The 23,818-nt window shown below is 40.9% G+C and carries 29 protein-coding genes and 3 pseudogenes; 26 read left to right on the forward strand and 6 right to left on the reverse strand.

The genetic code is table 11. The features are described from left to right. The first annotated feature begins 95 nt into the window (after positions 1 to 95). The 4 genes from AB447_RS00085 to AB447_RS00100 all read left to right on the forward strand — a co-directional run bounded on the left by AB447_RS00085 (position 96) and on the right by AB447_RS00100 (position 4,330). On the forward strand, positions 96 to 965 hold the full coding sequence (locus AB447_RS00085) for an aminoglycoside 6-adenylyltransferase (protein WP_048352811.1): 870 nt from the start codon (positions 96 to 98) through the stop codon (positions 963 to 965). 57 nt (positions 966 to 1,022) lie between these two features. Continuing rightward, on the forward strand, positions 1,023 to 1,967 hold the full coding sequence (locus AB447_RS00090; RefSeq protein ID WP_048352812.1) for an aminoglycoside phosphotransferase family protein: 945 nt from the start codon (positions 1,023 to 1,025) through the stop codon (positions 1,965 to 1,967). 17 nt (positions 1,968 to 1,984) lie between these two features. Continuing rightward, positions 1,985 to 2,686, forward strand: a complete 702-nt coding sequence (locus tag AB447_RS00095) for a YjjG family noncanonical pyrimidine nucleotidase (RefSeq protein ID WP_048352813.1) — start codon at positions 1,985 to 1,987, stop codon at positions 2,684 to 2,686. Positions 2,687 to 2,947: 261 nt separating this feature from the next. Further along, entirely contained in the window at positions 2,948 to 4,330 is a 1,383-nt protein-coding gene (locus tag AB447_RS00100; RefSeq protein ID WP_048352814.1) for an amino acid permease, read from the forward strand. A 142-nt stretch (positions 4,331 to 4,472) separates the two neighbouring features. On the opposite strand, the gene AB447_RS00105 is transcribed toward AB447_RS00100, so the two are convergent. Further along, entirely contained in the window at positions 4,473 to 4,700 is a 228-nt protein-coding gene (locus AB447_RS00105) for a GNAT family N-acetyltransferase (RefSeq protein WP_156183561.1), read from the reverse strand. Beyond that, the gene (locus AB447_RS00110) at positions 4,672 to 4,863 is read right to left on the reverse strand and encodes a hypothetical protein (protein ID WP_053071180.1); all 192 of its coding nucleotides are present in this window, start codon (positions 4,861 to 4,863) and stop codon (positions 4,672 to 4,674) included. The genes AB447_RS00105 and AB447_RS00110 overlap by 29 nt, the downstream gene beginning before the upstream one ends. Before the next feature lie 203 nt (positions 4,864 to 5,066). Between AB447_RS00110 and AB447_RS00115 the strand changes: the two genes are divergently transcribed. The 4 genes and pseudogenes from AB447_RS00115 to AB447_RS00130 all read left to right on the forward strand — a co-directional run bounded on the left by AB447_RS00115 (position 5,067) and on the right by AB447_RS00130 (position 6,794). Continuing rightward, positions 5,067 to 5,780, forward strand: a complete 714-nt coding sequence (locus tag AB447_RS00115; protein ID WP_048352815.1) for a TioE family transcriptional regulator — start codon at positions 5,067 to 5,069, stop codon at positions 5,778 to 5,780. A 102-nt stretch (positions 5,781 to 5,882) separates the two neighbouring features. After that, a complete protein-coding gene (locus AB447_RS00120; RefSeq protein WP_048352816.1) occupies positions 5,883 to 6,131 on the forward strand; it encodes a sigma-G-dependent sporulation-specific acid-soluble spore protein CsgA in 249 nt (82 codons plus the stop codon). Between the two features lie 17 nt (positions 6,132 to 6,148). Next, complete coding sequence (locus AB447_RS00125) at positions 6,149 to 6,340, forward strand: YbxH family protein (protein ID WP_048352817.1); 192 nt, start codon at positions 6,149 to 6,151, stop codon at positions 6,338 to 6,340. Positions 6,341 to 6,379: 39 nt separating this feature from the next. Further along, a pseudogene (locus AB447_RS00130) lies at positions 6,380 to 6,794 on the forward strand (VOC family protein). On the opposite strand, the gene AB447_RS00135 reads toward AB447_RS00130, so the two are convergent. From AB447_RS00135 to AB447_RS00150, 4 genes and pseudogenes are all read right to left on the reverse strand, one after another. Then, positions 6,779 to 7,054 carry a hypothetical protein gene (locus AB447_RS00135; RefSeq protein ID WP_096891968.1) on the reverse strand — a complete coding sequence of 92 codons (276 nt, stop codon included), beginning with the start codon at positions 7,052 to 7,054 and terminating at the stop codon, positions 6,779 to 6,781. The pseudogene AB447_RS00130 and the gene AB447_RS00135 sit on opposite strands and share 16 nt — an antisense overlap. A 55-nt stretch (positions 7,055 to 7,109) precedes the next feature. Next, positions 7,110 to 9,187: pseudogene (locus AB447_RS00140) on the reverse strand (thioredoxin domain-containing protein). A 98-nt stretch (positions 9,188 to 9,285) separates the two neighbouring features. Beyond that, complete coding sequence (locus AB447_RS00145) at positions 9,286 to 9,804, reverse strand: ImmA/IrrE family metallo-endopeptidase (RefSeq protein WP_048352819.1); 519 nt, start codon at positions 9,802 to 9,804, stop codon at positions 9,286 to 9,288. A gap of 40 nt (positions 9,805 to 9,844) precedes the next feature. Continuing rightward, positions 9,845 to 10,318, reverse strand: coding sequence for a helix-turn-helix domain-containing protein (locus tag AB447_RS00150; protein ID WP_326076114.1), 474 nt, complete (start codon positions 10,316 to 10,318; stop codon positions 9,845 to 9,847). A gap of 179 nt (positions 10,319 to 10,497) precedes the next feature. Between AB447_RS00150 and AB447_RS00155 the strand changes: the two genes are divergently transcribed. The 18 genes and pseudogenes from AB447_RS00155 (at position 10,498) to AB447_RS00230 (ending at position 23,810) form a co-directional block, all read left to right on the forward strand. Continuing rightward, the gene (locus tag AB447_RS00155; RefSeq protein WP_048352823.1) at positions 10,498 to 10,695 is read left to right on the forward strand and encodes an ICEBs1 excisionase; all 198 of its coding nucleotides are present in this window, start codon (positions 10,498 to 10,500) and stop codon (positions 10,693 to 10,695) included. Then, positions 10,692 to 10,931: a hypothetical protein gene (locus AB447_RS00160; RefSeq protein WP_048352820.1), complete on the forward strand. Its 240-nt coding sequence runs from the start codon at positions 10,692 to 10,694 to the stop codon at positions 10,929 to 10,931. Before AB447_RS00155 ends, AB447_RS00160 begins: the two co-directional genes overlap by 4 nt. Before the next feature lie 58 nt (positions 10,932 to 10,989). Next, positions 10,990 to 11,277: a hypothetical protein gene (locus AB447_RS00165; RefSeq protein ID WP_048352821.1), complete on the forward strand. Its 288-nt coding sequence runs from the start codon at positions 10,990 to 10,992 to the stop codon at positions 11,275 to 11,277. Positions 11,278 to 11,479: 202 nt separating this feature from the next. Further along, positions 11,480 to 11,628, forward strand: a pseudogene (locus tag AB447_RS27415) (hypothetical protein). Between the two features lie 16 nt (positions 11,629 to 11,644). Next, complete coding sequence (locus AB447_RS00170; protein WP_048405784.1) at positions 11,645 to 12,013, forward strand: YdcP family protein; 369 nt, start codon at positions 11,645 to 11,647, stop codon at positions 12,011 to 12,013. 27 nt (positions 12,014 to 12,040) lie between these two features. Further along, positions 12,041 to 13,483, forward strand: a complete 1,443-nt coding sequence (locus tag AB447_RS00175) for a DNA translocase FtsK (RefSeq protein ID WP_048405785.1) — start codon at positions 12,041 to 12,043, stop codon at positions 13,481 to 13,483. Continuing rightward, a complete protein-coding gene (locus AB447_RS00180; RefSeq protein ID WP_048355818.1) occupies positions 13,476 to 14,531 on the forward strand; it encodes a replication initiation factor domain-containing protein in 1,056 nt (351 codons plus the stop codon). Before AB447_RS00175 ends, AB447_RS00180 begins: the two co-directional genes overlap by 8 nt. Positions 14,532 to 14,790: 259 nt before the next feature. Beyond that, positions 14,791 to 15,039: a hypothetical protein gene (locus AB447_RS00185; protein ID WP_048355817.1), complete on the forward strand. Its 249-nt coding sequence runs from the start codon at positions 14,791 to 14,793 to the stop codon at positions 15,037 to 15,039. A 50-nt stretch (positions 15,040 to 15,089) separates the two neighbouring features. Beyond that, positions 15,090 to 15,401 (forward strand): hypothetical protein, encoded by a 312-nt coding sequence (locus AB447_RS00190; RefSeq protein WP_048355816.1) that lies wholly within the window; start codon positions 15,090 to 15,092, stop codon positions 15,399 to 15,401. Between the two features lie 8 nt (positions 15,402 to 15,409). Next, complete coding sequence (locus AB447_RS26065) at positions 15,410 to 15,565, forward strand: hypothetical protein (RefSeq protein ID WP_172796302.1); 156 nt, start codon at positions 15,410 to 15,412, stop codon at positions 15,563 to 15,565. Positions 15,566 to 15,583: 18 nt separating this feature from the next. After that, a complete protein-coding gene (locus AB447_RS00195) occupies positions 15,584 to 16,651 on the forward strand; it encodes a conjugal transfer protein (RefSeq protein ID WP_096891969.1) in 1,068 nt (355 codons plus the stop codon). A 17-nt stretch (positions 16,652 to 16,668) separates the two neighbouring features. Next, positions 16,669 to 16,926 (forward strand): hypothetical protein, encoded by a 258-nt coding sequence (locus tag AB447_RS00200; RefSeq protein WP_048355815.1) that lies wholly within the window; start codon positions 16,669 to 16,671, stop codon positions 16,924 to 16,926. Between the two features lie 11 nt (positions 16,927 to 16,937). Continuing rightward, complete coding sequence (locus AB447_RS00205) at positions 16,938 to 17,462, forward strand: conjugal transfer protein (protein WP_048355814.1); 525 nt, start codon at positions 16,938 to 16,940, stop codon at positions 17,460 to 17,462. Beyond that, complete coding sequence (locus tag AB447_RS00210) at positions 17,350 to 19,848, forward strand: ATP-binding protein (protein ID WP_156183562.1); 2,499 nt, start codon at positions 17,350 to 17,352, stop codon at positions 19,846 to 19,848. Before AB447_RS00205 ends, AB447_RS00210 begins: the two co-directional genes overlap by 113 nt. A gap of 20 nt (positions 19,849 to 19,868) precedes the next feature. Further along, entirely contained in the window at positions 19,869 to 20,153 is a 285-nt protein-coding gene (locus AB447_RS00215; RefSeq protein WP_048355812.1) for a hypothetical protein, read from the forward strand. Between the two features lie 16 nt (positions 20,154 to 20,169). After that, positions 20,170 to 20,496 (forward strand): YddF family protein, encoded by a 327-nt coding sequence (locus AB447_RS00220; protein WP_048355820.1) that lies wholly within the window; start codon positions 20,170 to 20,172, stop codon positions 20,494 to 20,496. Positions 20,497 to 20,506: 10 nt separating this feature from the next. Next, entirely contained in the window at positions 20,507 to 22,804 is a 2,298-nt protein-coding gene (locus AB447_RS00225; protein WP_048355811.1) for a CD3337/EF1877 family mobilome membrane protein, read from the forward strand. A 76-nt stretch (positions 22,805 to 22,880) separates the two neighbouring features. Continuing rightward, positions 22,881 to 23,810 (forward strand): bifunctional lytic transglycosylase/C40 family peptidase, encoded by a 930-nt coding sequence (locus AB447_RS00230; protein WP_411801412.1) that lies wholly within the window; start codon positions 22,881 to 22,883, stop codon positions 23,808 to 23,810. Positions 23,811 to 23,818: the final 8 nt, after the last annotated feature.

The raw sequence follows: 23,818 nt of genomic DNA on the forward strand, positions 1-23,818 counted from the left end.
TGACATGTTTGGAGCATTTTATATAACCTTGCATTAGGGGACCTCCTGACACGTGTGGGTTGGGAAAACAATCACATAACAGGAGGTTTTAGTATATGCGTTCAGAACAAGAAATCATGGATTTGGTGCTTAAGGTCGCCAAGGAAGATGACAGAGTCAGAGCGGTCGGGATGAATGGGTCGCGGACGAATCCGAATGTTCCCAAGGATCCTTTTCGGGATTATGATATTGCGTATCTTGTGACAGATATGCAGTCTTTTTTCGATGATCCGGATTGGATCGATGTCTTTGGAGAGCGGATCATCATGCAGACGCCGGAAGACATGGAACTGTTTCCGAATGAGCTCGGCGACCGTTTTACTTATATGATGCTGTTTACCGACGGCAACCGGATTGACTTAATGCTTATTCCTTTGGAAGAGAAGGATGAATATTGCCGTGAAGACGGTTTGACCGTTATCTTGTTGGATAAGGATGGCGCCTTGCCTGCGATTCCGCCGCCGACGGATGAAGAGTATTGGGTGAACCGGCCGTCCGAACAAGCCTTTGCAGACTGCTGCAATGAATGCTGGTGGACTTCGGCATATGTGGCGAAAGGCTTGTGGAGGCAGGAAATTCTTTATGCGATCGACCATTTGGTTCTTGTCAGGGCGATGCTTTTGAAAATGCTCGAATGGAAGGTCGGCATCGAAACCGATTTTTCGCTCAGCATCGGAAAGAACGCCAAGTTTCTGAAGCGTTATGTTGATGAAGGGACGTGGAACAGGCTATTGGCGACGTATCCTCACGGAGACTATGACGATGTGTGGAACGCTTTGTTTACATCGACCGAGTTATTTGAAAAGACTGCGATTGAAGTGGCGGAACACCTGGGATATGAGTATCCTCATGCTGACGCCGCCAAGGTCAGGCAGTACTTGAAGCATGTCCGGCAGCTGAAGCCTGACGCGAAAGAGATTTATTAATACGCGGCTGCACCCCTGGCCTCATAAAGGGGTGCAGTTTTCTTGGAGGAGAACGGGATGTTTGACGTCAAGAACGTGTTGAACGTTTATTATGGTATAGACAGTACCGCCGTTTCCCCGCAGCAAGGCGGATGGTCGGCTCTTGCTTATAAGGCGGCCGGCGGCGGTGCGGATTACTTTTTAAAGGCTTATGATAAAAAAAGGGCTTCGACCGCGAAATTAACGGCTCTTATCGATGTCTACGCTCCGATTGTTCAGTGGCTCAACCATCCTGTCCGCTTAAAAGGGAGCGTTCCTGTTCCGGTCTTAACGAAGGACGGCGCCTACAAATGCGAGGATGACCATGGGATCTACCTTTTGTATGAATACATTGACGGAGAAACGATCGGCGACAGGCCGCTCTATAAGGAAGAGATTGAAAAACTTGCACAAATCATTGCAACACTTCATTCGTATGGAGAAAACATCCCGGTTGATACAGGCGGGATAAAGGAAAACTTTGATGTTCCATTTGTCCGGCAGATGAGATCGTTGCTGAGTGAAGGGCTTCCCGGTGGAGCCGCAGAACTGATTGGTCCGCATACCAAATCAATACGCCGCGCGATAGAGACGGTCGAAGAGCTTTCACACCATTTGAAAAACGCCGATCTGAAGTTGGCTTTATGCCACACCGATCTTCACAACTGGAATCTAATGAAAACCGGGAGGGAATTGGTGTTGATCGACTGGGAAGGGCTGAAACTGGCTCCTGTTGAAGCAGATCTGATGTTTTTTGCGGAACAGCCGTATTTTCAAGAGTTTTTGCGCGTCTACCGTCTGGTTCATGTGGGTTTTCAAATAAACCGTCATGCATTGCGGTTTTATCAGGTGAAGCGCAGGCTGGAGGATATTTGGGAATTTATCGAACAGCTTGTCTTTGACAGGCAAACGGAACGGGAGAAAGCTGAAACAGAAAGCGCCCTGAAGAAGGAACTTGAAGACTTGGAGACATCTAATGATTAAAAAACGGAGGCATATTTGTGAAAACATATCGAACATTATTTTTCGACGTCGATGATACACTTTTAGATTTCCGCGCGGCTGAAAGTATGGCATTGCGCCTGCTTTTCGAGGAACAGGACCTTCCGCTGACAAAGGAAATCGAAGCCGACTATAAGCGAATCAACCAAGGTCTGTGGAGGGCGTTTGAAGAAGGAAAGATTGGTCGTGACGAAGTGGTCAATACCCGCTTTTCCCGTTTATTCAGCGAATATGGCCGTGAGGCGGACGGAGCTTTGCTGGAGAAGAGGTACCGCAGCTTTCTGGAGGAAGGCCATCAGCTGTTGGACGGGGCTTTGGAATTGATCACAAAGCTGCATACCCGCTATGATCTGTATATTGTGACGAACGGCGTTTCAAAGACACAGCACAGGCGTTTGCGGGATTCAGGAATGTATCCGCTGTTTAAGGGGATTTTTGTATCCGAGGACACCGGCTATCAAAAGCCGATGAAGGAATTCTTTGACTATGTGTTTGCAAGGATTCCCGAGTTTTCAACAGAACACGGGTTGATCATCGGGGATTCCTTGACGGCCGATATCAAAGGCGGCGGGCTCGCCGGGCTTGATACATGCTGGCTGAACCCCGGCATGAAAGCGAACGACACCGGCATTGCTCCAACCTATCAAATTCAAAAACTAGATGAGCTGTACGACATTTTAAACCTGAAGTGTTTTTCTTAGAATGAGAGGGGAACGCCTTCCTGCGTTCCGTTTTTTCTACCCTTTTTAAAATATCTTAATTTTCTTTATATTGAAATAATTGTTTTTTAATCATTTAATAGATTAAAATGTGTTCTCCTGAAAAAAACAATTGTATTTTCCAGAGAAGTTTATTATGATGAAATAAGTAATTTGGCGTATATTATAAATCGGAATTGTCAGATTGTTATTACTACTTCGTCTGAAATAGATTTGATCAGCCGTGTTAGAGGAGGAAAAGAAGTGGTGAACAAGGAATTGAAGAGAGGTCTTGGGGCGCGTCATATTCAAATGATCGCGCTCGGCGGTACAATCGGTGTCGGCTTATTTATGGGTTCTTCCAGCACGATTAAGTGGACGGGGCCGTCTGTCCTGCTTGCTTATGCAATATGCGGAATCTTTATCTTTTTTATCATGCGTGCAATGGGAGAGATGCTGTATGTGGAGCCAAGCACGGGTTCTTTTGCGACATTCGGCCATAAATATATCCATCCGCTGGCCGGTTATATGACCGCATGGAGCAATTGGTTTCAATGGGTGATTGTCGGGATGAGCGAGATTATCGCCGTCGGGGAGTACATGCAGTACTGGTTTCCGGATCTGCCCGCTTGGGTGCCGGGAATTATCGCAATGGCGATTCTTGGAGGGGCAAACCTCATCTCTGTCAAATCGTTTGGGGAATTTGAGTTTTGGTTTGCAATGATTAAGATTGTGACGATTGTTTTGATGATCGTGGCGGGTCTCGGGATTATTTTCTTCGGGCTCGGAAATGGCGGACACGCCATCGGATTGTCCAACCTTTGGTCACACGGCGGCTTCTTTACCGGCGGATTTTCAGGATTTTTCTTTGCGCTGTCTCTTGTAATCGCAGCTTATCAAGGCGTTGAACTGATCGGGATTACGGCCGGGGAAGCAAAAGATCCGCAGAACACGTTAAGAAGCGCGATTCAAAGCATTATTTGGCGCATCTTAATCTTTTATATCGGAGCTATTTTCGTGATTGTCACGGTTTATCCTTGGAATGAGCTGAATTCGATCGGCAGCCCGTTTGTATCGACTTTTGCAAAAGTCGGGATTACGGCGGCGGCCGGCATCATTAACTTCGTTGTCATTACTGCGGCGATGTCAGGCTGCAACAGCGGGATTTTCAGCGCGGGGCGCATGCTTTATACGCTCGGAGTGAACGGACAGGCGCCGGCATTCTTTAAGAAGATTTCCAGAAACGGTGTGCCGTTCTACGGGACAATCGCCGTCCTGATCGGCTTGGTCATCGGTGTCGTCTTAAACTACATTGCACCGCCTAATATCTTTGTGTACGTATACAGCGCGAGCGTTCTTCCAGGGATGATCCCATGGTTTGTCATCCTGTTCAGCCACATCGGATTCAGAAAGGCAAAAGGGGCCGAAATCGGCAAACATCCGTTTAAAATGCCTTTCGCCCCTTTGACGAACTATTTGACGATTGCCTTCCTGCTCATGGTATTAGTCGGCATGTGGTTTAACGATGACACGCGGGTCTCCCTGATCGTAGGGGTTGTCTTCCTTGCTCTCGTGACAGTCAGCTATTATGCGTTCGGAATCGGAAAGCGTGCTTCTGTTGAGACACAGACTTTGGATCAGAAATAAAAAAACCCCCTTTACAGGTGTTTCGGCTGTCGAGAAAATCTCGACAGCCTTTTACATTTTCCCTGAGGTAATAACTATGCATGCAAGTGCCAAAGTTCTTCATGGTTTTCTCAAAGCACCCAATCAATTATGGGGTTTTTTGCTAAATCGTTTTTGACAGGCTGATTGACTTTGGATAGGTATATTGAAATCCAAATTTCTGATAAAAAGGGATCGACGGGACGTCGGCCATCATCAGCACTTCGGCGCCCGGGGGAGTGTTCTGCCGGAGAAAATTCATGATTTCGTCCATGATCATGTGCTTTACTTCTTCATCCTGTTCAGACGGTTTGACGGCCACATCAACCGATTTGGAAAAAGCACCCGCCATCGCCGATGATTCTGCCTATGCCGATGAACTCTGAGCGATCGTCTCTGATGACCGCTGAAAAAATTGTGCGCTCTAAAGCCGTTTTGACGGTATCCTCATCTTTTGCACAGTTTCTTAATTCTAGATCCTCCCGCGGATTCGGTACTTCATGAAAAATCTTCATGTCGGCCTCCTTTATTTTCGAATTCATGTCTTACACCATCTATTTTACAAGCTTGATGCAAGTGGTAAGGTCTGGATGAAATCGCTGATTTTTATTAATATGGAGATTATCTCAGCACTTTAAGATTTTTCTCTAATGTTTGTCTGGAAGAGGACCTGACTGGTATAGTGAAGGTCGACTGAAACCGATGGGGAGGATGGGAGATGCGTTATTACAAACCGATTGAGATTGCCAGGAAGCTGAACATCAGCACGAGCGCTTTGCGCCATTACGAATCATGGGGCGCCGTTCCCGCACCTGAGCGGGCCGAAAACGGCTACCGCCTTTATACCGCCCTGCATTTGGCTTATTTCCGCTGTCTTCGCGCCATGTTTCCTGCATTTGGCGTAAGCGTTACATGCAAGGTGTTGCGTCATATTCAAAACGGTGATATTGATGCGGCCTTCTGGTTTGTGAATAAGGAGCAAGCCGATTTGCATGAGGAAAAAGCCGTCGCCGATCAAACGCTTGCCATATTGCGGGATCCCGAGCTTCCGATTGTCCCGGGCCACAAGATGAAACGCCGCATGACGATCGGGGAAGCAGCCGCCCTCACGAACGTACAGACGTCAGCCATCCGCCAATGGGAAAAAGAAGGCCTGATCACTCCCGAGAGAGACCCCGAAAATGGCTACCGGCTTTTCACACCGGTGCATATCAGGCAAATTTTATTGATCCGCACATTGAGACGAACCGTCTATTTTTTGGAGAATATGAAGGAAATCGTGCAGGCTGTTGAACACCAAAGCATTGAAAAGGCAAAGCAAGTCACCGAACGTGCGCTGGAAAGCATTCATCAGCGCAATCGCCGGCAGTTTTACGGCGTGCACCAGCTTGTTGAGCTTTGTAAGGAAGCCGGTTTGATGGAGAGTGAATAAAGCCCTCATTCCTTGAGACGAGTGTGTTTAAAAAACTTTCAGAAACAGTGCATGAATAAGGACGAATTCACTCAACCTATAGGGTAAAAAGGAGATCAAAGCATGGATACAACATTGGGGTATTTGCGGGAGTCATTGTCAAACCATCTTGAACACGACATGGGCCAGAAGATTTACAAAAAAATCGTCTCCCGGCAGTACGAAAACGAAGAAGAGTTTGTCAGGCACTTGGACGAGCGGGAAGCCGCTTTTTTGAACGAAGTGCTCGAACATGAACTGACATATGCACGGAATGAACAAGATCACAAGCGGACGAGAGAGTTAAATGAAGTATACGAATTGCTGTTTTGAAAGGCGGGCGAGACGAAATGGGTGCGATCGAGCGGAACGGCTATACGTTTGAGCCCGAGTTCAGCGTGACAAGACAGAACGGGGCGATCCATGTATACTGGCGCGGACGGTTTGTCGAGGAAATCCGATTCGAATTTTCCGGCGAGTTTCCCGAGCACGATTTGATTGAGGAGCTGGTCAACCATTATTGCTTTGAGCATAACATTTAAAGCTGCCATTCTGTGGCAGTTTTTTTGTGATATTCAAAAATGAAAAGAGGGGATTCGATGTTTTCAGGTATCGACCATGTGCAAATTGCAGCTCCCAAGGACAGCGAGAACGAATGCAGACAACTTTTCCCGAACGTATTAGGGATGCGGGAGATTCCAAAGCCGGAGAACTTGAAAAAACGCGGAGTTGTTTGGTTTCAGTGCGGCCCGCAAGAGCTTCACATCGGCATTTAAAAACCTTTTATCCCTGCATTGAAAGCGCATCCGGCGTTTAGCGTAACCGACACCATTAAAACAACACGGTGTACAAATAACGGAGGGCAAACCGTTAGAAGGAGCGGCAAGATTTTATGTCAATGATCCGTTCGGCAATCGCCTGGAATTTTTGGGAGAGGCATTAAGAAAAGCTGCCGCACGCCGCGGCAGCTTCTCCCATGGTTATTTTTTCTTTTGATCGTAATATTGAACCGGATACATCGAGCCTTCAGAGACCATTTTGTTGTCTTCAATATCATGCGGGTGCGGATGCCCCGCCTTTTCGACCGGGAATGACGCCGTATCTTGCTTTTGCGGCAAAGACGGCAGTTTTGCCTTCATATTCTGCAAGCATTCCTTCAGTTTTTGCCTGTTGGCCTGGTCCTTAAGCATATAAGAGGCGACACCGACAACTGCGGAAACGGTGAGCACTGACACCACGTTTTTCTTCATGGTCATAACCCCTTTCTGAAAGTTTTGGTGAACTTTCAGGTGCTATTCCCGCTATCATCGTTTATGAAACGGACAGAAGCCGTTTCAGCGCTTCATCAATGTCTGCCGTCGGCTGCTGGCAGGCGAAGTTTTCGCAAATATAGACGGTCGTTTTGGCATCGATCGCTTTGTAATCCGCCGCAAAGTCGGCAACCCCTTTAAAATCGTCCGGAGACTCAGCGGCCAGGACGGCGTAGGTCGGCTGAAAGGCCTGCTGCAATGCCTTAACGATCCTTTTCCGGCCAGGATCATCGCGTTTACCCAGGATAACAATTTCTTTTTGCGGCATCACATCGCTCAGTAAACTTTGAAGAAAGTTCGTATGTCCGCTTGGGTAAGCAGATACGTCCCCGTGAAACGCCGAAAACATGCCGGATACACGATCGATCAATGGCAAGTCGCCCGTCAGTCGTCCGAGTCGAAACAGCTGGACGGCGGCAACGCCGTTTCCGGAAGGCAAAGCACCGTCGTACACTTCTTTATCGCGGACGATTAACGCCTCGGCGTCGCTTCCCGTGAAGTAAAAACCGCCGTGATCTTCATCCCAGAACAGCCCGATCATCTTTTCCGCTAAATCCTTCGCTTTTCGCAAATCGTCGAGGTTCAGCGACGCTTCGTATAATTCGAGATATGCCCACAACAAAAACGCGTAATCATCGATAAACCCTTTATTTTTCACTTCGCCGTCGCGGTAGCGCACCATAACGCGCCCGTCCTTGATTAATTCGTCTTCGATAAATGACATCGCAGTCCGCGCCATTTCCAAGTATTCAGGGGCATCGAACACCTTCGCCGCTTTAGCGAGACCGGCGATCATTAAAGCATTCCACGATGTCAGTACCTTATCGTCGACATGGGGATATATCCATTCTTGGCGTTTTTCGAAGAGCTTTTGTCTCGCTTCTTCCAGCTTGTCTCCCAGTTCAGCTTCTGTCAACGAGAACTCTTCCTTTACCTTTTCAAGGTTCGCATAGATCAAATTCGGAATATTGTGCCCTTCGAAATTCCCCTCGTCCGTTATATCATAGACGGCGCAGTACAGCGTGCCGAGCTCATCGCCGAGCGTTTCTTCAATTTCGTCTTTTGACCATATGTAATATTTTCCTTCAACACCCTCTGTGTCAGCGTCAAGCGCAGAGTAAAAAGCGCCTCTGCCGTCTGTCATCTCACGGCGGATAAACGCGATGATCTGCTCGGAAATCCGTTTATACCGTTTGCGTTTCGTTACCTGATAGGCTTCTGTATAAGCGATCAGCAGCAACGCATTGTCATAGAGCATTTTCTCAAAATGGGGGACGAGCCATTCCTGATCGGTCGAATAGCGGGCAAACCCGTAGCCGATATGATCGTAGATGCCCCCGTTCGCCATGCTGTCGAGCGTTTTCGTCACGCTGTACAAGGCGTTTTCCTCTCCGCTGTATTGATGGTAGCGGAGCAGAAAGGTCAGCATGTGAGGGATCGGGAACTTCGGCGCGCTGCCAAAGCCGCCGTATATCGTGTCAAAACTGTTCATCAGCTGCTGGTACGTGCGTTTCAGGATATCCTCACCAAGCGCTTCGCCGGCATCGCTTTTCGCTTTGATTTTCAGGTTGTTGGACGCCTTTTCAGCGATATCTTCGACATAATCCCGTTTTTTCTCAAACGTATTTGACAGCTGCCTCAGCACCTCGACAAACCCCGGGCGGTTGAAGCGGCTCGTCTTCGGAAAGTACGTCCCCGCATAAAACGGCTTTTGCTCAGGCGTCAAAAACACATTCAGCGGCCACCCGCCCTGCCCCGTCATCATCTGGCAGATCGTCATATAAATCGAATCGACATCAGGCCGCTCCTCGCGATCGACTTTAATGGCGACGTATTTCTCATTCAGGAGCTCGGCGACTTCCTCGTCTTCAAAGCTTTCGTGGGCCATGACGTGGCACCAATGACATGTTCGCTTAACTACCCATACCCAATAGAAAGGAGAATAGGTTTGTCCTCACGTTTTGCTTTTTCGAATGCTTCGTCACACCATGTATACCAATTGATGGGATTGTAAGCGTGTTGGAGCAAGTAAGGAGACTTCTCTTTGATCAATCTATTGGGCTTGCGATTTGTAGGCATGGGATCACCTTCTTTCGTTGAGTGATTTTCTTTTAATTGTTTTTCTTTATATAGGATATCCAAAAAATGGGTATGATTATGCTTTAACAATGAAAATGTTATGCAAACTTGAAGATATTTCTTTCTTCTCTAATTGGCGACTTGTGGGTTATAAGGTTAAGTTGGGATACTTTATGTTCAATGACGAATAGTGGAACTTTGAAAAAAGACGCTATTTGTTTATACGTCCAACTTTGGATTCTTGGCATTTCGTCTATTAACATTTTATCGGTGACTAGAATTTCAGATGCGAAAATATTTGCTTGTTGCTCTAATTTAGATTCTAAAAAAAGTGAACAGTTTTCCATTTGAAATGTGTTCAAATTTTTATGAAGAAAAAAGTGTCCTAACTCATGAGCGATTATGATTTGGGGATAATTTGACTTTTTGTTGACATGAATAATATATTCGTTTTCTTCCTTATAGTATTGAAGGAATCCGTGAACACATCCCAAATTTTCTTTTAATATTATAATTTTTAGTCTTTCGCAAATTTCATAAACGTCATTTGTTCCATTCTCTTGAATAACCTTTTCGGCTTTATGTTTAATGTTTTTTGAGGTGTAAATAAGGATCACTCTTTCTGTGTGAAGATATGTGGAGGATTAAAAAAACCTTTCATTTTTTCTTTTTCATAGCATCAACATATTTGATACCGTTAATTAATGCTTGTTTTATTAAACGTGCTGTTTCTTCGTCTATTTCTTCATCGTTTTTCATAAAGAGGAGAGTTTCTTCGTTCATTAATTCTTCTAGTGCTTCGTTTACTGTTTCGTCCAGCTTCGAAGGTGTGTGTGGTTTGCGGCCTAATAAATAGTCAGTTGATACATCATAGAGTTCACTTAGTTTCCTTAGAGTTTCGGGATCAGGGTTTCTATAATCTCTTTCGTAATTAGAAATTGTTTTTTCTGTAGAGTTTACTTTGATCGCAGCTTCTTTCTGAGAATAACCAGCTTTTTTTCGAGCCTTTTTTAATCTTTCTCCTAATGTCATTTTAATCATCCATTCCACAAAAAGTTGAGTTATTACTATAATATCAGCATTTGCTGACTTATTAATATACATGAGAACAAAAAGTGTACATGTAATCATTGACTCTCCTTTTCGGGTGGGTTATTATGATCCTGAAATTTTTCGTATATAGTCCAATTTTGCATATTTTTTTAAAAACTCTCCAAAATGTTCATTTTTTTCTTTACATCTCCAATACGGAGGGTTATAATAAAGATAACCACAAAGGGTTGAGAAATTTTTTGAGAAAGGAGGGTTTCATGAAGGAGTTTTATACAGTGGATGATGTACAGAGAATTCTAGGGGTTAAACGAGCAAAAGCGTATAAGATTATTCGCAGTTTAAATGCAGAAATGGAGGATGAAGGATATAAGGTCATAAAGGGACGGGTTAACAAATCTAAATTTGATGATCGCTATATGTATAAAGGCAAAAAAGAAATGGGGTTATCTAAATGAAAAGAAGGGATACTCATTTGTTTATGAAAGAAGCTGTTGCCTTAGCGAGGCAAATGGAGGGCGATTGGACTGCGAGGATGAAAATCGCCTTAAATAAGGTGATTGTGAATCATTATTTTGACAAACCTTTATCTCTTGAAAATGTAAATGCTCTTCTTAGAAAGGGGGTATCTTATCGAAGGATTTGTAAACATTACGGTGTTGGCAGGAAGGACATTGCTTCATTAAAGGGCTAATCATAGTGTGAATTTATACCACTATAATGGCTCAACTGAAAAAAAAGGTGGTGGTGATTTGACGTTAATCGAAGAGTTTAATTATCATTTGAAAAAATTTGAAGACCATAGAGAACCTGTTACTTTAGCTTTAGCGCAAGTGATTCAAAGGGCTATGGATGAAAATTTAGTCGAAGAATACCAAGAATTTTATGATTGGTTTATACGGTGTTTCTACGATGAAGGAAAACCGAAGGAAGTTTTTATGTTTCCGTTAATTGATGAGGGTCCAATCTTATATGGTGGAAAACCAAGAGTGATTATTTTTAGAGGTTCGCATATTTCAAATGTTCCAGTAATTTATTGATGGAGTGTTGCTCTTTGAAAATTACATATAGACAAAGAAAGCGCCTTGACGATTAAATCATCAAGAACGCCATGAAGACTTAGACACCTTCATTATACGGCATTTTTGATGAAAAGTCATGCGTGAGTATTTGGTGATGTACAGTAATCACTTCAAATACTGTAGCAGGCTAGAACAAGCGTGCGAGATAGCTGTATACAGCTTGATGGCTATAAATAGCCTACTAGGTTGCCATAATGGCCTTGTAAGGCAGGAGCGACTGATAAGCGCCAAGATGGATACAGAACCGGAGCGAATCCAAAATATAAAATCGAATTTGATGATCGTTTGAAAATAAATAATAAAAAATGAAATGGGGATATGAAAAATGAACTTAAACTTTATTGTACCGGATATTAACATGACCTTTGGTGAACTGAAATTTTTAGGTTTGAACCGTGAACGTTATGCTTATGTGGATGGGAAAAGAACGGATACTTTGGAATCAAGGGTTTATAATCTAGGGTCAAGTGTGCAAGGCGGACAGATTGAAGTGACAATTCCTGCTTATGTGGAATTAAAGGAATTTGATTTCTTTAAAGATGTTGAATTAAAAAATCCGAAAATTTCGGCTGTTGCCAGACCAAACGGGAATTATGCTAGTCTTAACTGGACTGTTGAAGCAGAAGATATCATTTTGAAAGGTTCTAGCGTTTCCAAAACTGCGGCTACAACTGCCACAAGTGATAAAAAGTAAAGTCGCAAAGGATAACGGGTGATCCGTATGAAAAATTTTCTTGAAAAAAGACTGTGGAAGTATCGAGGGAAACGTATTCGGCCATTTATGAGAAATAACATAAAACTGGCAGGCGCAATTATTTTTGTGCCTGTTTTTTTCTTATCCATGTTTTTCTTTTGGAAAGATCATCTTCTTCACTTTAATGTATCTCAAGTGATTAATCACTTTGAATGGAATGTACTTTTGATCGTTAAAAGCTTGGTTTGTTCGTTGTGTATTGGTATTGGAAGTGTGTATGTTGCCTGTTTAACTTTTAATGGACTTTTTAAAAGGTTAAAGCACAGGCAGATGCTTGCAAGAATGATTTTCTCAAACAAGTTTTATGAAAAAGATCATGTGAAGGTTAAAAAGCTATTCTCAAATGATACAGGGACGAAGGAAAAAATCACGTACTTTCCTAGGATGTATTACCAAGTTAAAAACAATCACATTTATATTCGTATTGCTATGGACATGAGCCGTTTTCAGAATCGCTTCCTAGACTTAGGAAAGGATTTAGAAAACGGCTTATTTTGTGACCTGGTGGATAAGCAAATGGAAGAAGGATTTGTATGTTTTAAACTTCTTTACGATGTCAAAAAGAATCGTATTTCCATTGATGATGCAGTAGCTGAAAATGGAGTCCTTCCGTTAATGAAGCATATTTCATGGCAATTTGATAAGTTGCCGCACATGCTCATATCCGGTAGCACAGGCGGAGGGAAAACCTATTTCATGTTGACTGTCATAAAAGCGTGTGTAGGACTTGGGGCAGATGTGAAAATCTTAGACCCAAAAAATGCTGATTTAGCCGACTTGGAAGAGGTGCTCCCGAAAAGAGTCTATTCGCAGAAAAATGGCATCCTTATGTGTCTGAGAAAGTCGGTTGATGGCATGATGGAACGAATGGATGAAATGAAGAAAATGCCCAATTACAAGACAGGTGAAAACTATGCCTATTTAGGGCTAAAACCTGTCTTTATCTTCTTTGATGAATATGTGGCATTTATGGATTTGCTGGATATGAAAGAAAGGAATGAAGCCTTATCCTATATGAAACAATTGGTTTTGTTGGGTCGTCAAGCTGGTTATTTTCTAGTCTTAGGGGCACAGCGACCAGATGCGAAATATCTAGCGGATGGGATACGAGATCAATTTAGTTTTCGCGTTGCGCTTGGCAATATGTCTGATACTGGATATGGGATGATGTTTGGTGACGTTGATAAAACGTTTATGGAGAAAGATGTGAAAGGTCGAGGATATGCCTATGTCGGCACAGGTTCAATATTAGAGTTTTACAGTCCAATTGTGCCAAAAGGATATGATTTTAAGTCGTCTATTAAAAAGTCGCTGGTTGGAGTCGAGGGAGCGCAGGCGACGGCAGTCGCCAGCGGCAGCGTAAGCGACCGGACGGCCAGCGGCGAAGGAGTGAGCGAAGCGAATGGATGAGCTAAACCAACCCCCCCACGCTAACAGGGGGGTAGTAATGTTAGAAGAAGAAAAAGAGAATGTTGAAAATCCTTTAGTATCAATGGTTGACTACATTCGAGTTACTTTTAAAACTCACGATGTTGACCACATTATTGAAAATATTCTCCATCTGAGTAAAGATTTTATGACTGAAAAGCCCAACGGCTTTTATGGCTACGTTGGTACGTATGAACTGGACTATATCAAGGTCTTTTATTCTGCGCCGGATGATAACAGAGGTGTTTTGATTGAGTTGTCTGGGCGAGGTTGCCGTCAATTTGAATCCTTCTTGGAATGCCGGAAGAAAACATGGTACGACTTCTTTCAAGATTGCATGGCACAAGGTGGTTCATTTACTCGCTTTGATTTGGCTATTGATGATAAAAAGACGTACTTTTCTATACCGGAATTGTTAAAGAAAGCCCAAAAGGGCGAATGTATTTCACGATTTAGAAAATCAGATTATAACGGTTCTTTTGATCTCTCGGATGGTCAAATGGGTGGAACAACAATATACTTTGGTTCTAAAAAATCAGAAGCTTATCTATGTTTCTATGAAAAAAATCATGAACAGGCTGAAAAAAACAATATCCCGTTAGAGGATTTAGGCGACTGGAATCGCTATGAAATTCGTTTGAAAAACGAACGAGCACAAGTAGCCATTAAAGAACTGATCAAACGACAAGATTTGACATATATCGCATTGCAGATTATTAACAACTATGTGAAATTCGTTGATCCGAACGAAAGAGAACGCCGATATTGGGAAACAAGTGATTTCTGGCAAGCTTTTATAGGTGATGTAGGGAAATTGAGACTTTTCATGAAACCGCAGGAAGACTTTTATCAAAAATCGAGAAACTGGCTTCGTAATTCTTGCGCCCCCACTATGAAAATGGTGCTTGAAGCTGATAAGCACCTAGGGAAAACTGATCTGTCAGATATGATCGTAGAAGCTGAACTGGCAGATAAACATAAAAAAATGTTAGATGTGTTTATGGCTAATGTTGCTGACATGGTCGTTTAAAAGCAAGTTGCTAAACCTTTATAAACACAGGTGATGCGATTAAACGTATGTGTCAACGGTACCGGAACGAAGTGAGGATAAGGAGTTGACATATTCAGCGCCACCAAAACCCTCTTGGCATTGAACAAACATTCGTTTGTTCCTGCCTACCGGCGAGGGAGCCCCCCGATGAATCGGGGGGATGGGGGGATTGATATTTTGCAATCCAACGTGCATACGTTGGTGGGTTTGGGCAAAGCCCAAGAAAGGAGAAGTGATAGTGAAACGCTTAAATGTTGAAAAGTTGATCAATTTCGTAACGCAGATAATGTTTTGTTTACTTGTCTTATTGGCTTATATGTATTGTTTCCTCTATTACAGCATATTTTTTTATGTGTCGATTCTTGAACGTGATTATGTTTTTGCGGCTGTAGTTGCTATTTTATTTGTAGCATTGACTGGTTTTTTGGGTTTTGCACTTCCCATATCATTAAAAGTATTGAGAAAAAAATTAAAGGGGGATTATTAGTTAGAAGTTAACGTAAATCAACTTAATGAGAAGATATAAGGAGTGAGTAGGTGTCTGCTGTAGACAATCAGTTTAAAAGACTGGGATTTAATGTTGGTATTCCGTCTTTGGTCTTTGTAAGGAGCTTAAGCAGAGATTGCATGCTGGTTGTGGAAGGTGAAAACCGGAAAGGCTTTTCTGAATATCGTTACACATTTTATAAAACTCGCTATCTTCCTGACGGCCGGATGACAAGTGTAAAAGTTTATATGGAGAATGAAAGCATAAGAAGGGTGTTGCCGCGTGTAGCATCCTTTTTATCATTCTTAGAATCAATAAAGCAGATCGAAGAGAGCAAGAAAAAAATAAGGAAAAGAAAGTGAGGTCTTCCATGAAAGAAACGGTAAAGGTTTGCAATGTCGGTGGGAAACAAATGAAAATCATCGTTACTGAAATGAATGAACCGAATTATGAAAAGATTGCAAGATCAATCATGAAACTCACTAAAAATATGAAAATTAAAAGCTGTGAAAAAAACACAGCTTAGATGACAAAGGAGGGTTAAATGTTGCTTGAAAATGAAAGCTTGTCAGAAAAAAAGGAAGAGTCCTTTTTTCGCGCCGTTATCCAAAAAATTAAACGTGTTCAAAGGCCGGAGAAGGCAAATAAAAAAGTTCCAAGGGATAGATCAAAAATGGTTGCTATTACATTATGGTGTAGTCTGTCGGGTTTGCTGTTCTTAGCATTGCTGTCCGTTCTTCTGTCCGTCAATACTCGTTCTGTCGTTAATGATATAAAAGTTAGTTCAAATAAGCCTTTTGAACAACAACAAGAAAAAATCTCGGTTACTGCTGCGGAAAATTATTTGCAAGGCTTTATTCAGGAATTTGTAAATGTGAAAAATGATCACGATTCGATCGAAAAACGAAAAGAAAATCTTGAAAAATACATGGTTAAACAAACGGAAAATGATTTCGAAGAAAGTGAAAGGTTTCAACTAGACGGGTTAAAGGGAGATCGGGTCTTAAATGAATACAGTCTATATAACGTGAAAGAGGGTGATAAATATAGCCTTTTTCAATATAAGGTGACATACACGAATCTGTTCCCTGTAGAAAAAGAAGTTGAAAAAACAGTGAAGGACGGAAAAAAGAAAAAGAAGGTGAAGGAAAAAGTCACCAAGGAAGAAAAGGCTGAAAAACAATTACTATTGAATATTCCAGTTATAAGTAAAGGTGATTCATTTGCTGTTTCTGCTGTTCCTTATTTCACTCAGGTTTATGATTTGAAGGGTGACATAACTGTCAAAAATGAAGACGAAACGAGGGATGAATATACTGGGGAGAAGAAGGATTCTATAGAAAAATTCCTTCAAACCTTCTTTGGAAAATACGCTTCTGAAAAGAAAGAGGATATGGTCTATATGATGAAGGAGCCGGAAGCGTTGGATGATACCCTAGAATTTGGTGAAATTAAGAATGTAAAAGTCTTCGAGACAAAAAATGGTTTCGAAGCTTTTTGTGTTGTCCAATTTAAAGAAAAAGAAAATGAAATACCAATAACCGAGAATTTTTCTTTAAGTTTAACTGAAAACAGCGGTCAATATTATGTCGAAAAATTAAAACATCAATAGAAAGGAGATTAATTGAAATGGGATTTTTTAATTTCTATAACGATATTATTTTAGGTGGAGCGCTCCCAACTCTTGGGGGTATTCAAGGCTGGGTGAAAGATGTTGTTACTCAGTTTGCGTTTATTGTCGGTGCGTTTCTTGCTTCTAAGCATTTATTGAAGCTAAGAGTCGGTGGAATTGTATTTGGTTGCTGTGTTGCAAGTGCTGTGGGTTGGGCTGTGAATCACTGGTCTACACTTTCAGGTTGGGTCGAGAACCTTATTGATAAACTCTAGGGGGTCGAATAATGGGGCGTCTAGTGTTTAACTATCGTAAGGCAATGAGAGAGCCTAAGAAGATTCAGCAGTTAACGGAAAATTATTCGTTGCCTTTTGCAGTGGAGTTAATACCAGCAATCAACTATTTCTTATTTGTTGCTCTCTGTTTTGGCTTTTGGTACGGCGTGAGGAAGGTTTTTCCTCACGCTTTTGAAAATTCATCAATCTTTGTGATTTTTGGTATTCCAATCTTCTTAACAATGCTCGTGACAAAAATTAAGCCGGAAGGAAAAAATATATATCTATATTTCTTTGATCTGTTGAAGTATTACTTTATGATCAAGCTTCCTCAAAAAAAGTTTTGCAATGACCGAAAGGTCGATCTTTGTAATGAAAAGAAAATCGAATTTCGCAAACTAGTAAAGGTGGTGGGTAAACCAAATGAAATTGAAAACGCCTATGAAGGCAATACACAAAAATTTGTTGTTGACGAGAACGGGAGACGTTTGGGCGTATTACCGCATAAAAAGCAACTCGATTCCTATGCAGAATAAAGAAAAGGTAAATGCTTATAAAAAGAAGTGGCAACATTTGCTTGAGGAAATTACCTCTTATGAGGACTTCCATTTGATGATGTATCCAAGTGAATATGAATTAGATAAACGCTTCAAAGAGTTGGAATCAGATATTGCGGAAGATGCTCTTGACGTAGCTCGATATTACAATGAAGAAACAGTAAGGCTGTTGGAACAACGTTTAGAAAGACTGACAAAGTATGATTTTATATTTGGTGTTAAGTTGAAAAATAGCTTGGTAAATATGAGCATGGAAGTTAAGGATAATATTCTTTCGCTTTTTAATACGGCTACTGATACAGTTGTGAAAATGTTGGGGTGGGAACAAAGCGTTTCCACTTCTTTTTTTAAACAATATGAAGAAGTAGAAGACAATCTCGCTAATATTATGACATCTGTTCGCGGGGAAAGGCTTTCAGAACATGAGATGGTGTATATTAATCGTTATCATTTTGTCCGTGGCTTAAATCATCACACAAAAGAAGAAAGTGAAATAAGAAAAGTTGATTCTATTACAAATACCATCATAGACCCAACAAACCCATCTGTTTTAAACCTTCACAGTGATCGAGATGAAGGCTTTGTATCTTTCGTAGTCATTGACGAGTTTCTTCATAACATGGCGGAAAGTGATTTGTTTTATGAAACTCAGTCATTGCCTTTTCCTGTAGAGGTGCAAATGAAGGTGCAAGCAGAATCGAAGTCTATCACAAAGCCGGCTTTAAATATCAAAAGACAACAATTAAAAGAAGAGCAGCTTGAACAGCAAAGTACGGGAGACAGAAGTGATGTTTCTACAGTTACAAGCGCAACTCTCGTCAGACATTTACAAGATGAAATAAAAAAAGAAGAAGTTTATTTAATGAATTGGTTGGCTGTTATTGTGGTTCATGGAGACACGAAAAAAGAGTGTGTTAGAAAGGCTACGATTGTAAGACGGCATTTAAAAGGTGCAGGAATTACGTGTAGGCTTCCTGTTGCAGACCAATTAAATTTATTTTATAAAATGCTGCCTGGTGAAAAATTAGATATTACAGATAAGAACTGGATACAGAAAACCACTCAAGACGGATTAGCCGAATGTTTATTTGCAATTAACTCGGATATTGGTTCCAAGATTGGATTTTTTCTTGGTTGGATTGATCGATTTATGGAGCACACCGATTTAGAGAATGCTATTTATTCAAGTCGAGATTTCGTTCTATACCATCCTTTCTTGGCGAATCAGTATTTGAAAGGCTCGAAAACTCGTTCACCTCATTGCTTGATCACAGGTGATACAGGAAATGGGAAATCTTATCTGGCAAAGTTGATTTTTATTTACGTTACTTTTCTAAAAATAAAATCGCTTTATATTGATCCGAAAAAAGAAATGCGAAAATGGATTCAGCGTGTCTTAAATGATCAATACATCATAGAAAATTTTCCTTTGTATGTTGCTCATTTAGAAAAGTTTCACTATATCACATTAGATCATGAAAACGAAAATAACTGGGGCGCTCTTGACCCAATTTGTTTTTTGCCGCCGATGAAAGCGAAAGAACTAGTTCAAGTTATCTTTGAACAAGTATACGACTTCAAGGGAAAGGACGATATTAATACGGCTTTTCTAAGGGCGACATCAAATGTGATTGAGAGAAAACAACGCGGCGAACAAGTTGGTTCTCTCCACATCATTAAAGAAATGCAGGGAGAGAATCAAGAGCCGGCAGTCAGAAAAGCTGGAGATTATTTAAATGAAGTTGTTTCGGATTCAATTTTAAAACTGTGTATTCATGATGGTTCAAATCCAGCGCTTTCATTAGATGAGCGTATCACCATCTTAGAGGTTGAAAATCTGGATTTGCCGGAGCACTCAGAACGTATCGAGAATTATACGATTTCTCAGTTAAAATCAAGTGCTGTTATGTTTGCGCTCGGTAAATTCTGTGAACTGTTTGGCATGAATCCTGATGAGCAGACGGTTGAGTTTATTGATGAAGCGTGGATATTTACCACGTCCCAGCAAGGAAAAAAGGTAGAAAGGCAGATGCGCCGTATTGGTCGATCATATAACAATGCGGAATTTTTTATTTCTCAATCTACAAAAGATGCTTTAAAAGAAGAGGATTCCGGAAACTTCGGTGTTGCCTTTGCCTTTGATGAACCAAACGAACGTGAAGAGGTTTTAAAGTGGATGAATATGGAGGTCACAAAAGAAAATGAAAAAATGCTAGGCTCTATGTTTCAAGGTCAATGTTTATTTAAAGATTACTATGGGCGCACCTCCAAAATTTCAATTGAGTGTTTATTTGAGGAGTGGCAAGGTGCTTTAAAAACAGTTGAGAAGAAAGCTGTGGCATATGCGGAAGAAAAATATTTGTAACCGGATGGAGGTATTTAAATATGTTCATATTATGGGCAATTGTAGGGATTGTCCTTTTTCTTGTTCTTAAAAAAAGATTGCAAGAATTTATTGATCGTCGAAAGATGTCAATGTCTGATGTGATCGAATGCTTATACTTTTCAAGTCTCGGATTTGGTATACTCTTTTGTTTAATTTGTTGGTTTGTAATAGAGTTTTTCCCTAATTATCTCCTTGGGGCAATCGGAACTTATATTCTTGCGTACGGGGGATTTCTGTTTGCTGCCTTCCATGGTTTAAGAGGATATGAAGAAAAGAAAAAATAATAAAGGGGATGAAAATATGGAAATTGCTTTTCTGAATTCTATGGTAATGACATGGCCGGGCATTTATAAAGCAGAGAAAATTTCCTTGGAAGACGTTCATAAATGTTTGGCATTATGTAATGGTTCGTATAAAAGCTTTATTGGTCACAAGTCTACGGCGTTATTTCTGCAAGAGCTGTTAGGTATTAGGATTGAACAAAGTCGAAAGTGTTTTAGACAAAGAAAATATCAAAAGGCAATCTGCTTCAACTTGAAAGGTCGCTTTCCGGAAAATAAAGTGCTGACAAAAGAGGATTTAAAAAACGCTGAATATCAATTTTATTTGATCACGAGACTAGATTAAGGAGGACGCCATGAAAAGAAAGAAGATTTTAATAGCATCGGCTATTGTCTTGCTGTTTTTAACCTTTGCTTCTGCATTGACTGTTTTCTCTGCTGATGGCGATGTAACAACACAGCCGAAAAGTGAAAAAGCTGGTGGAGTTGAATTAGAAATAAAACGGTTTCCGATTTCCCGTTATCAAGCGAATAATGAGGCTTCTGATGACTGGCTAAAAGGGCCGTTCATTGGATTCACAAACGTGTTGTTTTCTACTGCTGGAAATGTTGTTCGTGTTGTTGATGTGGGGATGGATGTTTTAAATAACCTTCAACCTATAGATAAATTTGCCGATTCAATTACAAATGTATCTAAGAGGGTTTATAAAACCTTAAAAAATAATTTTGGCGAAACTCTTTTTATATTTGCTCTTGGCTATATATTTTACCTTTTCGCCGTAAGAGGAAGCGCAAAGGAAGCTATGAGAAGAAGTATCCTTTTCATTATGGTTTTAGTTATTGGTGGCTGGTATATGTCGAATGCAGGCTATGTTATGAAATCATTAAATGCTTTGTCTGTCGAAGCACAAGGGAAGTTATTGAATGCAGGTAATGGACTGCTTGGGATTGCTAAGGATGAAGGGAGATTTGTTGATACTTCAAACATTGAAAAGGGAAAGGAAATGGAAGGTACAATTGCGATACTGCGTAATTTGTATTTTGATCTTGCCTTAAAAAAGCCCTATATGATTGTTAACTTCGGTGAAACAAACGAAAAGAAAATTAATGAAAAGGGCAGCGGTGATAAAGGTGGCTTGGATCGTGTAGATAAATTGTTGTCCTATAAACTAACTTCTGATGGTGAAAAAGCAAAGCTTGAATATATAAAGGGTACGGAAATAAGAAAATATAATAATGAAGCTCTAACATCTGGAAACGCATTTAATCAGTTTGGTGAATCCATAATTGCACTGCTTTTTTCGATCGCCTTAGGGATTCCCTTTTTAGGATTGGCGTTTTTAAACTTTTTGCTTCAAATAATAGCGCTTGTGATTGTATTTTTTGTTCCATTTGCTTTTGTTGTGGCTTATGTACCACAATTTGCATACTCCGGTTTTGCTTCGTTAGGGCGCTTAGGGAGTGTTTATATATTAAAAGCAATGTTGGGGATTGTATTTTTGTTTGTGTATATTATTTGCTATATCATAGACACTTTATTACCTCCAAATAATTTTGGAATGTATTTATTGAATGTCATTGTACTTGCTTTGACATTTTGGATGGGATTTAAACACAGAAATAAAATTGTGAGGTTTGTAACTGCCGGAAAAGTTGTATCTGTTGATAACAATTTGATGGAAAACATGAGAAAAGAAATTGTTCAACCTTCATGGGAATCAGCTAAAAAGGGAGCAAATGTTGTGGGAACTGGTGTATCATGGGCGTTTGGTCAAGTGAAAAAAAGTTTTGGGAGAAAAGACGATGGAGAGGATTTAAAACATTCTTCAGACCCTAGTGTTTCTAGTTATGGTTCTGGTTGGGGAATTGCGGCTGAAAGAACTCCACAAAAAAATCAAACTGTTAATGCTCTGAATGATAAGAAAGCATTAGAAAGAAAACCACAAGAATTAATGGAGAAAGATCAACAAAATAATGCTTTGAAAAATTCGGAAAATAAAAACGAGAATATAACAAGTGAAGATCAAAACCCTAACGTTGGTGCGATTATTAAGGACGATGATGAGTTAAGACGTGCGCCAGTCTTGCAAGATGCAAAAAATGAAACTGAACGAACTGATCAAAAAGAATTTGTTGAAAGCCGTTTAAATGATTCACAAAATAGGATTGATGATCAATATGATACTGCTGTTAATTTTCAAAACGAACAAGATGATGATAATTCAAGAAAAGCGCCAGTAGTTCAAGAAAATCCAAGAGAAATCGAAAGAACAAATCAAAGTCAATTTGTTGCAGGACTTCATAAGGAAGAAGAAAGCAACAGTCATCAAACTTCAAATAATGTCCAAACAGAAAATCTTCGTGTACCGCATAGAGAAAATAATGAGAGAAATGAAAAAATTGTCCGTCAGATCACACCTTCTCCTAGTGTTCAGACAGACAATTTTTTTAATGAAAAGAATCAGAACAATCCATCCAGCGAAACACAGTTTGTAAACAGGGAAGCTGTAAAAAAGGTTGCTACAAAGAATACAAGTCTAAAAAGGAGTCATCAAATTGTAGTCAATAGGGCGGAGACTGTTTCTTTAAATGATATTGCAAGCCGTACATCCTCCAAAGGAGAGGATAGGCTAAGAGGGGATGAGAGAGCGTGATTAAAAAGGGGGGGGTGTTTTGAAAAAAATCTTTCTAGGGTTCTTGTTTTCTTCGCCTGTTCTTATATTCATGGTAATGATTGTGGTGGTTGCCGCAATAATAGCAGGCAACAAAAATAATATTGATAATAAACACATAGGCGGAAATGATAGTGAATATGTGACTAATGGAATCAGTCCAGAGGTTGAACGTTTTCGTGTGGTGTTTGAAAAATATGCTCGTCAGGAAGGGGTTTTTGGTCAGGTAGATGTTATTATGGCGCTCACCATGCAAGAAAGTGGTGGGCGTTCTTTAGATATTATGCAAAGTTCAGAAAGTATAGGGCTGCCCCCAAACTCGATAACTGACCCGGAATTATCAATAAAGGTTGGCATCAAACATTTTAAAAAGGTCTTTATTAAAGCAGGAAAGGACATCAAACTTACTTTGCAAGCTTATAACTTCGGGTCCGGATTCATTGATTATGTAAAAAAGAAGGGGGGCAAGTATTCAAAGAAATTAGCGTATGAATTTAGCCGCATACAGGCACTCAAAATGGGATGGAATAGCTATGGTGACCCTGAGTATGTTGATCATGTGATGCGCTATCTCAAAGGCTCAAATGACGTTAAGCTTGTAAATGGTGCTATTGATGGCTATGAAACGATTATGAAGGAAGCGTTGAAATATGAAGGACGGCCTTATGTTTGGGGCGGCTCGAATCCTAAAACTGGTTTTGATTGTTCTGGCTTGGTTCAGTGGTCATATTCTAAAGCTGGAATATCTCTGCCACGAACAGCGCAAGAGCAATATTCAGCAACCAAAAAGATTAGCGAAAAACAGGCAAGACCCGGCGATCTTGTTTTTTTTGGCGGAACATATGCAGGTAAGGCAATAACCCATGTGGGAATTTACGTGGGGAATGGAAAAATGTTTAATTCAAATGATAGCGGGGTTGAGTATTCTGATTTGAAAGCCGGTTACTGGCGAGAGCATCTTGTTTCTTTTGGAAGAATAAAATTTTAAGGAGTGAA

Source organism: Bacillus glycinifermentans, assembly GCF_001042475.2.
GTDB lineage: Bacteria > Bacillota > Bacilli > Bacillales > Bacillaceae > Bacillus > Bacillus glycinifermentans.

What these genes read in the sequence shown, in the direction of transcription:
- AB447_RS00230 (WP_411801412.1), top strand. Translation starts at nt 22,881, where the DNA reads ATGATTGTGGTGGTTGCCGCAATAATAGCAGGCAACAAAAATAATATT.
- AB447_RS00085 (WP_048352811.1), top strand. Translation starts at nt 96, where the DNA reads ATGCGTTCAGAACAAGAAATCATGGATTTGGTGCTTAAGGTCGCCAAG.
- AB447_RS00170 (WP_048405784.1), top strand. Translation starts at nt 11,645, where the DNA reads ATGAACTTAAACTTTATTGTACCGGATATTAACATGACCTTTGGTGAA.
- AB447_RS00150 (WP_326076114.1), bottom strand. Translation starts at nt 10,318, where the DNA reads ATGATTACATGTACACTTTTTGTTCTCATGTATATTAATAAGTCAGCA.
- AB447_RS00195 (WP_096891969.1), top strand. Translation starts at nt 15,584, where the DNA reads ATGTTGCTTGAAAATGAAAGCTTGTCAGAAAAAAAGGAAGAGTCCTTT.
- AB447_RS00205 (WP_048355814.1), top strand. Translation starts at nt 16,938, where the DNA reads ATGGGGCGTCTAGTGTTTAACTATCGTAAGGCAATGAGAGAGCCTAAG.
- AB447_RS00160 (WP_048352820.1), top strand. Translation starts at nt 10,692, where the DNA reads ATGAAAAGAAGGGATACTCATTTGTTTATGAAAGAAGCTGTTGCCTTA.
- AB447_RS00200 (WP_048355815.1), top strand. Translation starts at nt 16,669, where the DNA reads ATGGGATTTTTTAATTTCTATAACGATATTATTTTAGGTGGAGCGCTC.
- AB447_RS00125 (WP_048352817.1), top strand. Translation starts at nt 6,149, where the DNA reads ATGGGTGCGATCGAGCGGAACGGCTATACGTTTGAGCCCGAGTTCAGC.
- AB447_RS26065 (WP_172796302.1), top strand. Translation starts at nt 15,410, where the DNA reads ATGAAAGAAACGGTAAAGGTTTGCAATGTCGGTGGGAAACAAATGAAA.
- AB447_RS00215 (WP_048355812.1), top strand. Translation starts at nt 19,869, where the DNA reads ATGTTCATATTATGGGCAATTGTAGGGATTGTCCTTTTTCTTGTTCTT.
- AB447_RS00175 (WP_048405785.1), top strand. Translation starts at nt 12,041, where the DNA reads ATGAAAAATTTTCTTGAAAAAAGACTGTGGAAGTATCGAGGGAAACGT.
- AB447_RS00155 (WP_048352823.1), top strand. Translation starts at nt 10,498, where the DNA reads ATGAAGGAGTTTTATACAGTGGATGATGTACAGAGAATTCTAGGGGTT.
- AB447_RS00115 (WP_048352815.1), top strand. Translation starts at nt 5,067, where the DNA reads ATGCGTTATTACAAACCGATTGAGATTGCCAGGAAGCTGAACATCAGC.
- AB447_RS00120 (WP_048352816.1), top strand. Translation starts at nt 5,883, where the DNA reads ATGGATACAACATTGGGGTATTTGCGGGAGTCATTGTCAAACCATCTT.
- AB447_RS00110 (WP_053071180.1), bottom strand. Translation starts at nt 4,863, where the DNA reads ATGAAGATTTTTCATGAAGTACCGAATCCGCGGGAGGATCTAGAATTA.
- AB447_RS00210 (WP_156183562.1), top strand. Translation starts at nt 17,350, where the DNA reads ATGAAATTGAAAACGCCTATGAAGGCAATACACAAAAATTTGTTGTTG.
- AB447_RS00105 (WP_156183561.1), bottom strand. Translation starts at nt 4,700, where the DNA reads ATGGCGGGTGCTTTTTCCAAATCGGTTGATGTGGCCGTCAAACCGTCT.
- AB447_RS00180 (WP_048355818.1), top strand. Translation starts at nt 13,476, where the DNA reads ATGGATGAGCTAAACCAACCCCCCCACGCTAACAGGGGGGTAGTAATG.
- AB447_RS00135 (WP_096891968.1), bottom strand. Translation starts at nt 7,054, where the DNA reads ATGACCATGAAGAAAAACGTGGTGTCAGTGCTCACCGTTTCCGCAGTT.
- AB447_RS00220 (WP_048355820.1), top strand. Translation starts at nt 20,170, where the DNA reads ATGGAAATTGCTTTTCTGAATTCTATGGTAATGACATGGCCGGGCATT.
- AB447_RS00225 (WP_048355811.1), top strand. Translation starts at nt 20,507, where the DNA reads ATGAAAAGAAAGAAGATTTTAATAGCATCGGCTATTGTCTTGCTGTTT.
- AB447_RS00090 (WP_048352812.1), top strand. Translation starts at nt 1,023, where the DNA reads ATGTTTGACGTCAAGAACGTGTTGAACGTTTATTATGGTATAGACAGT.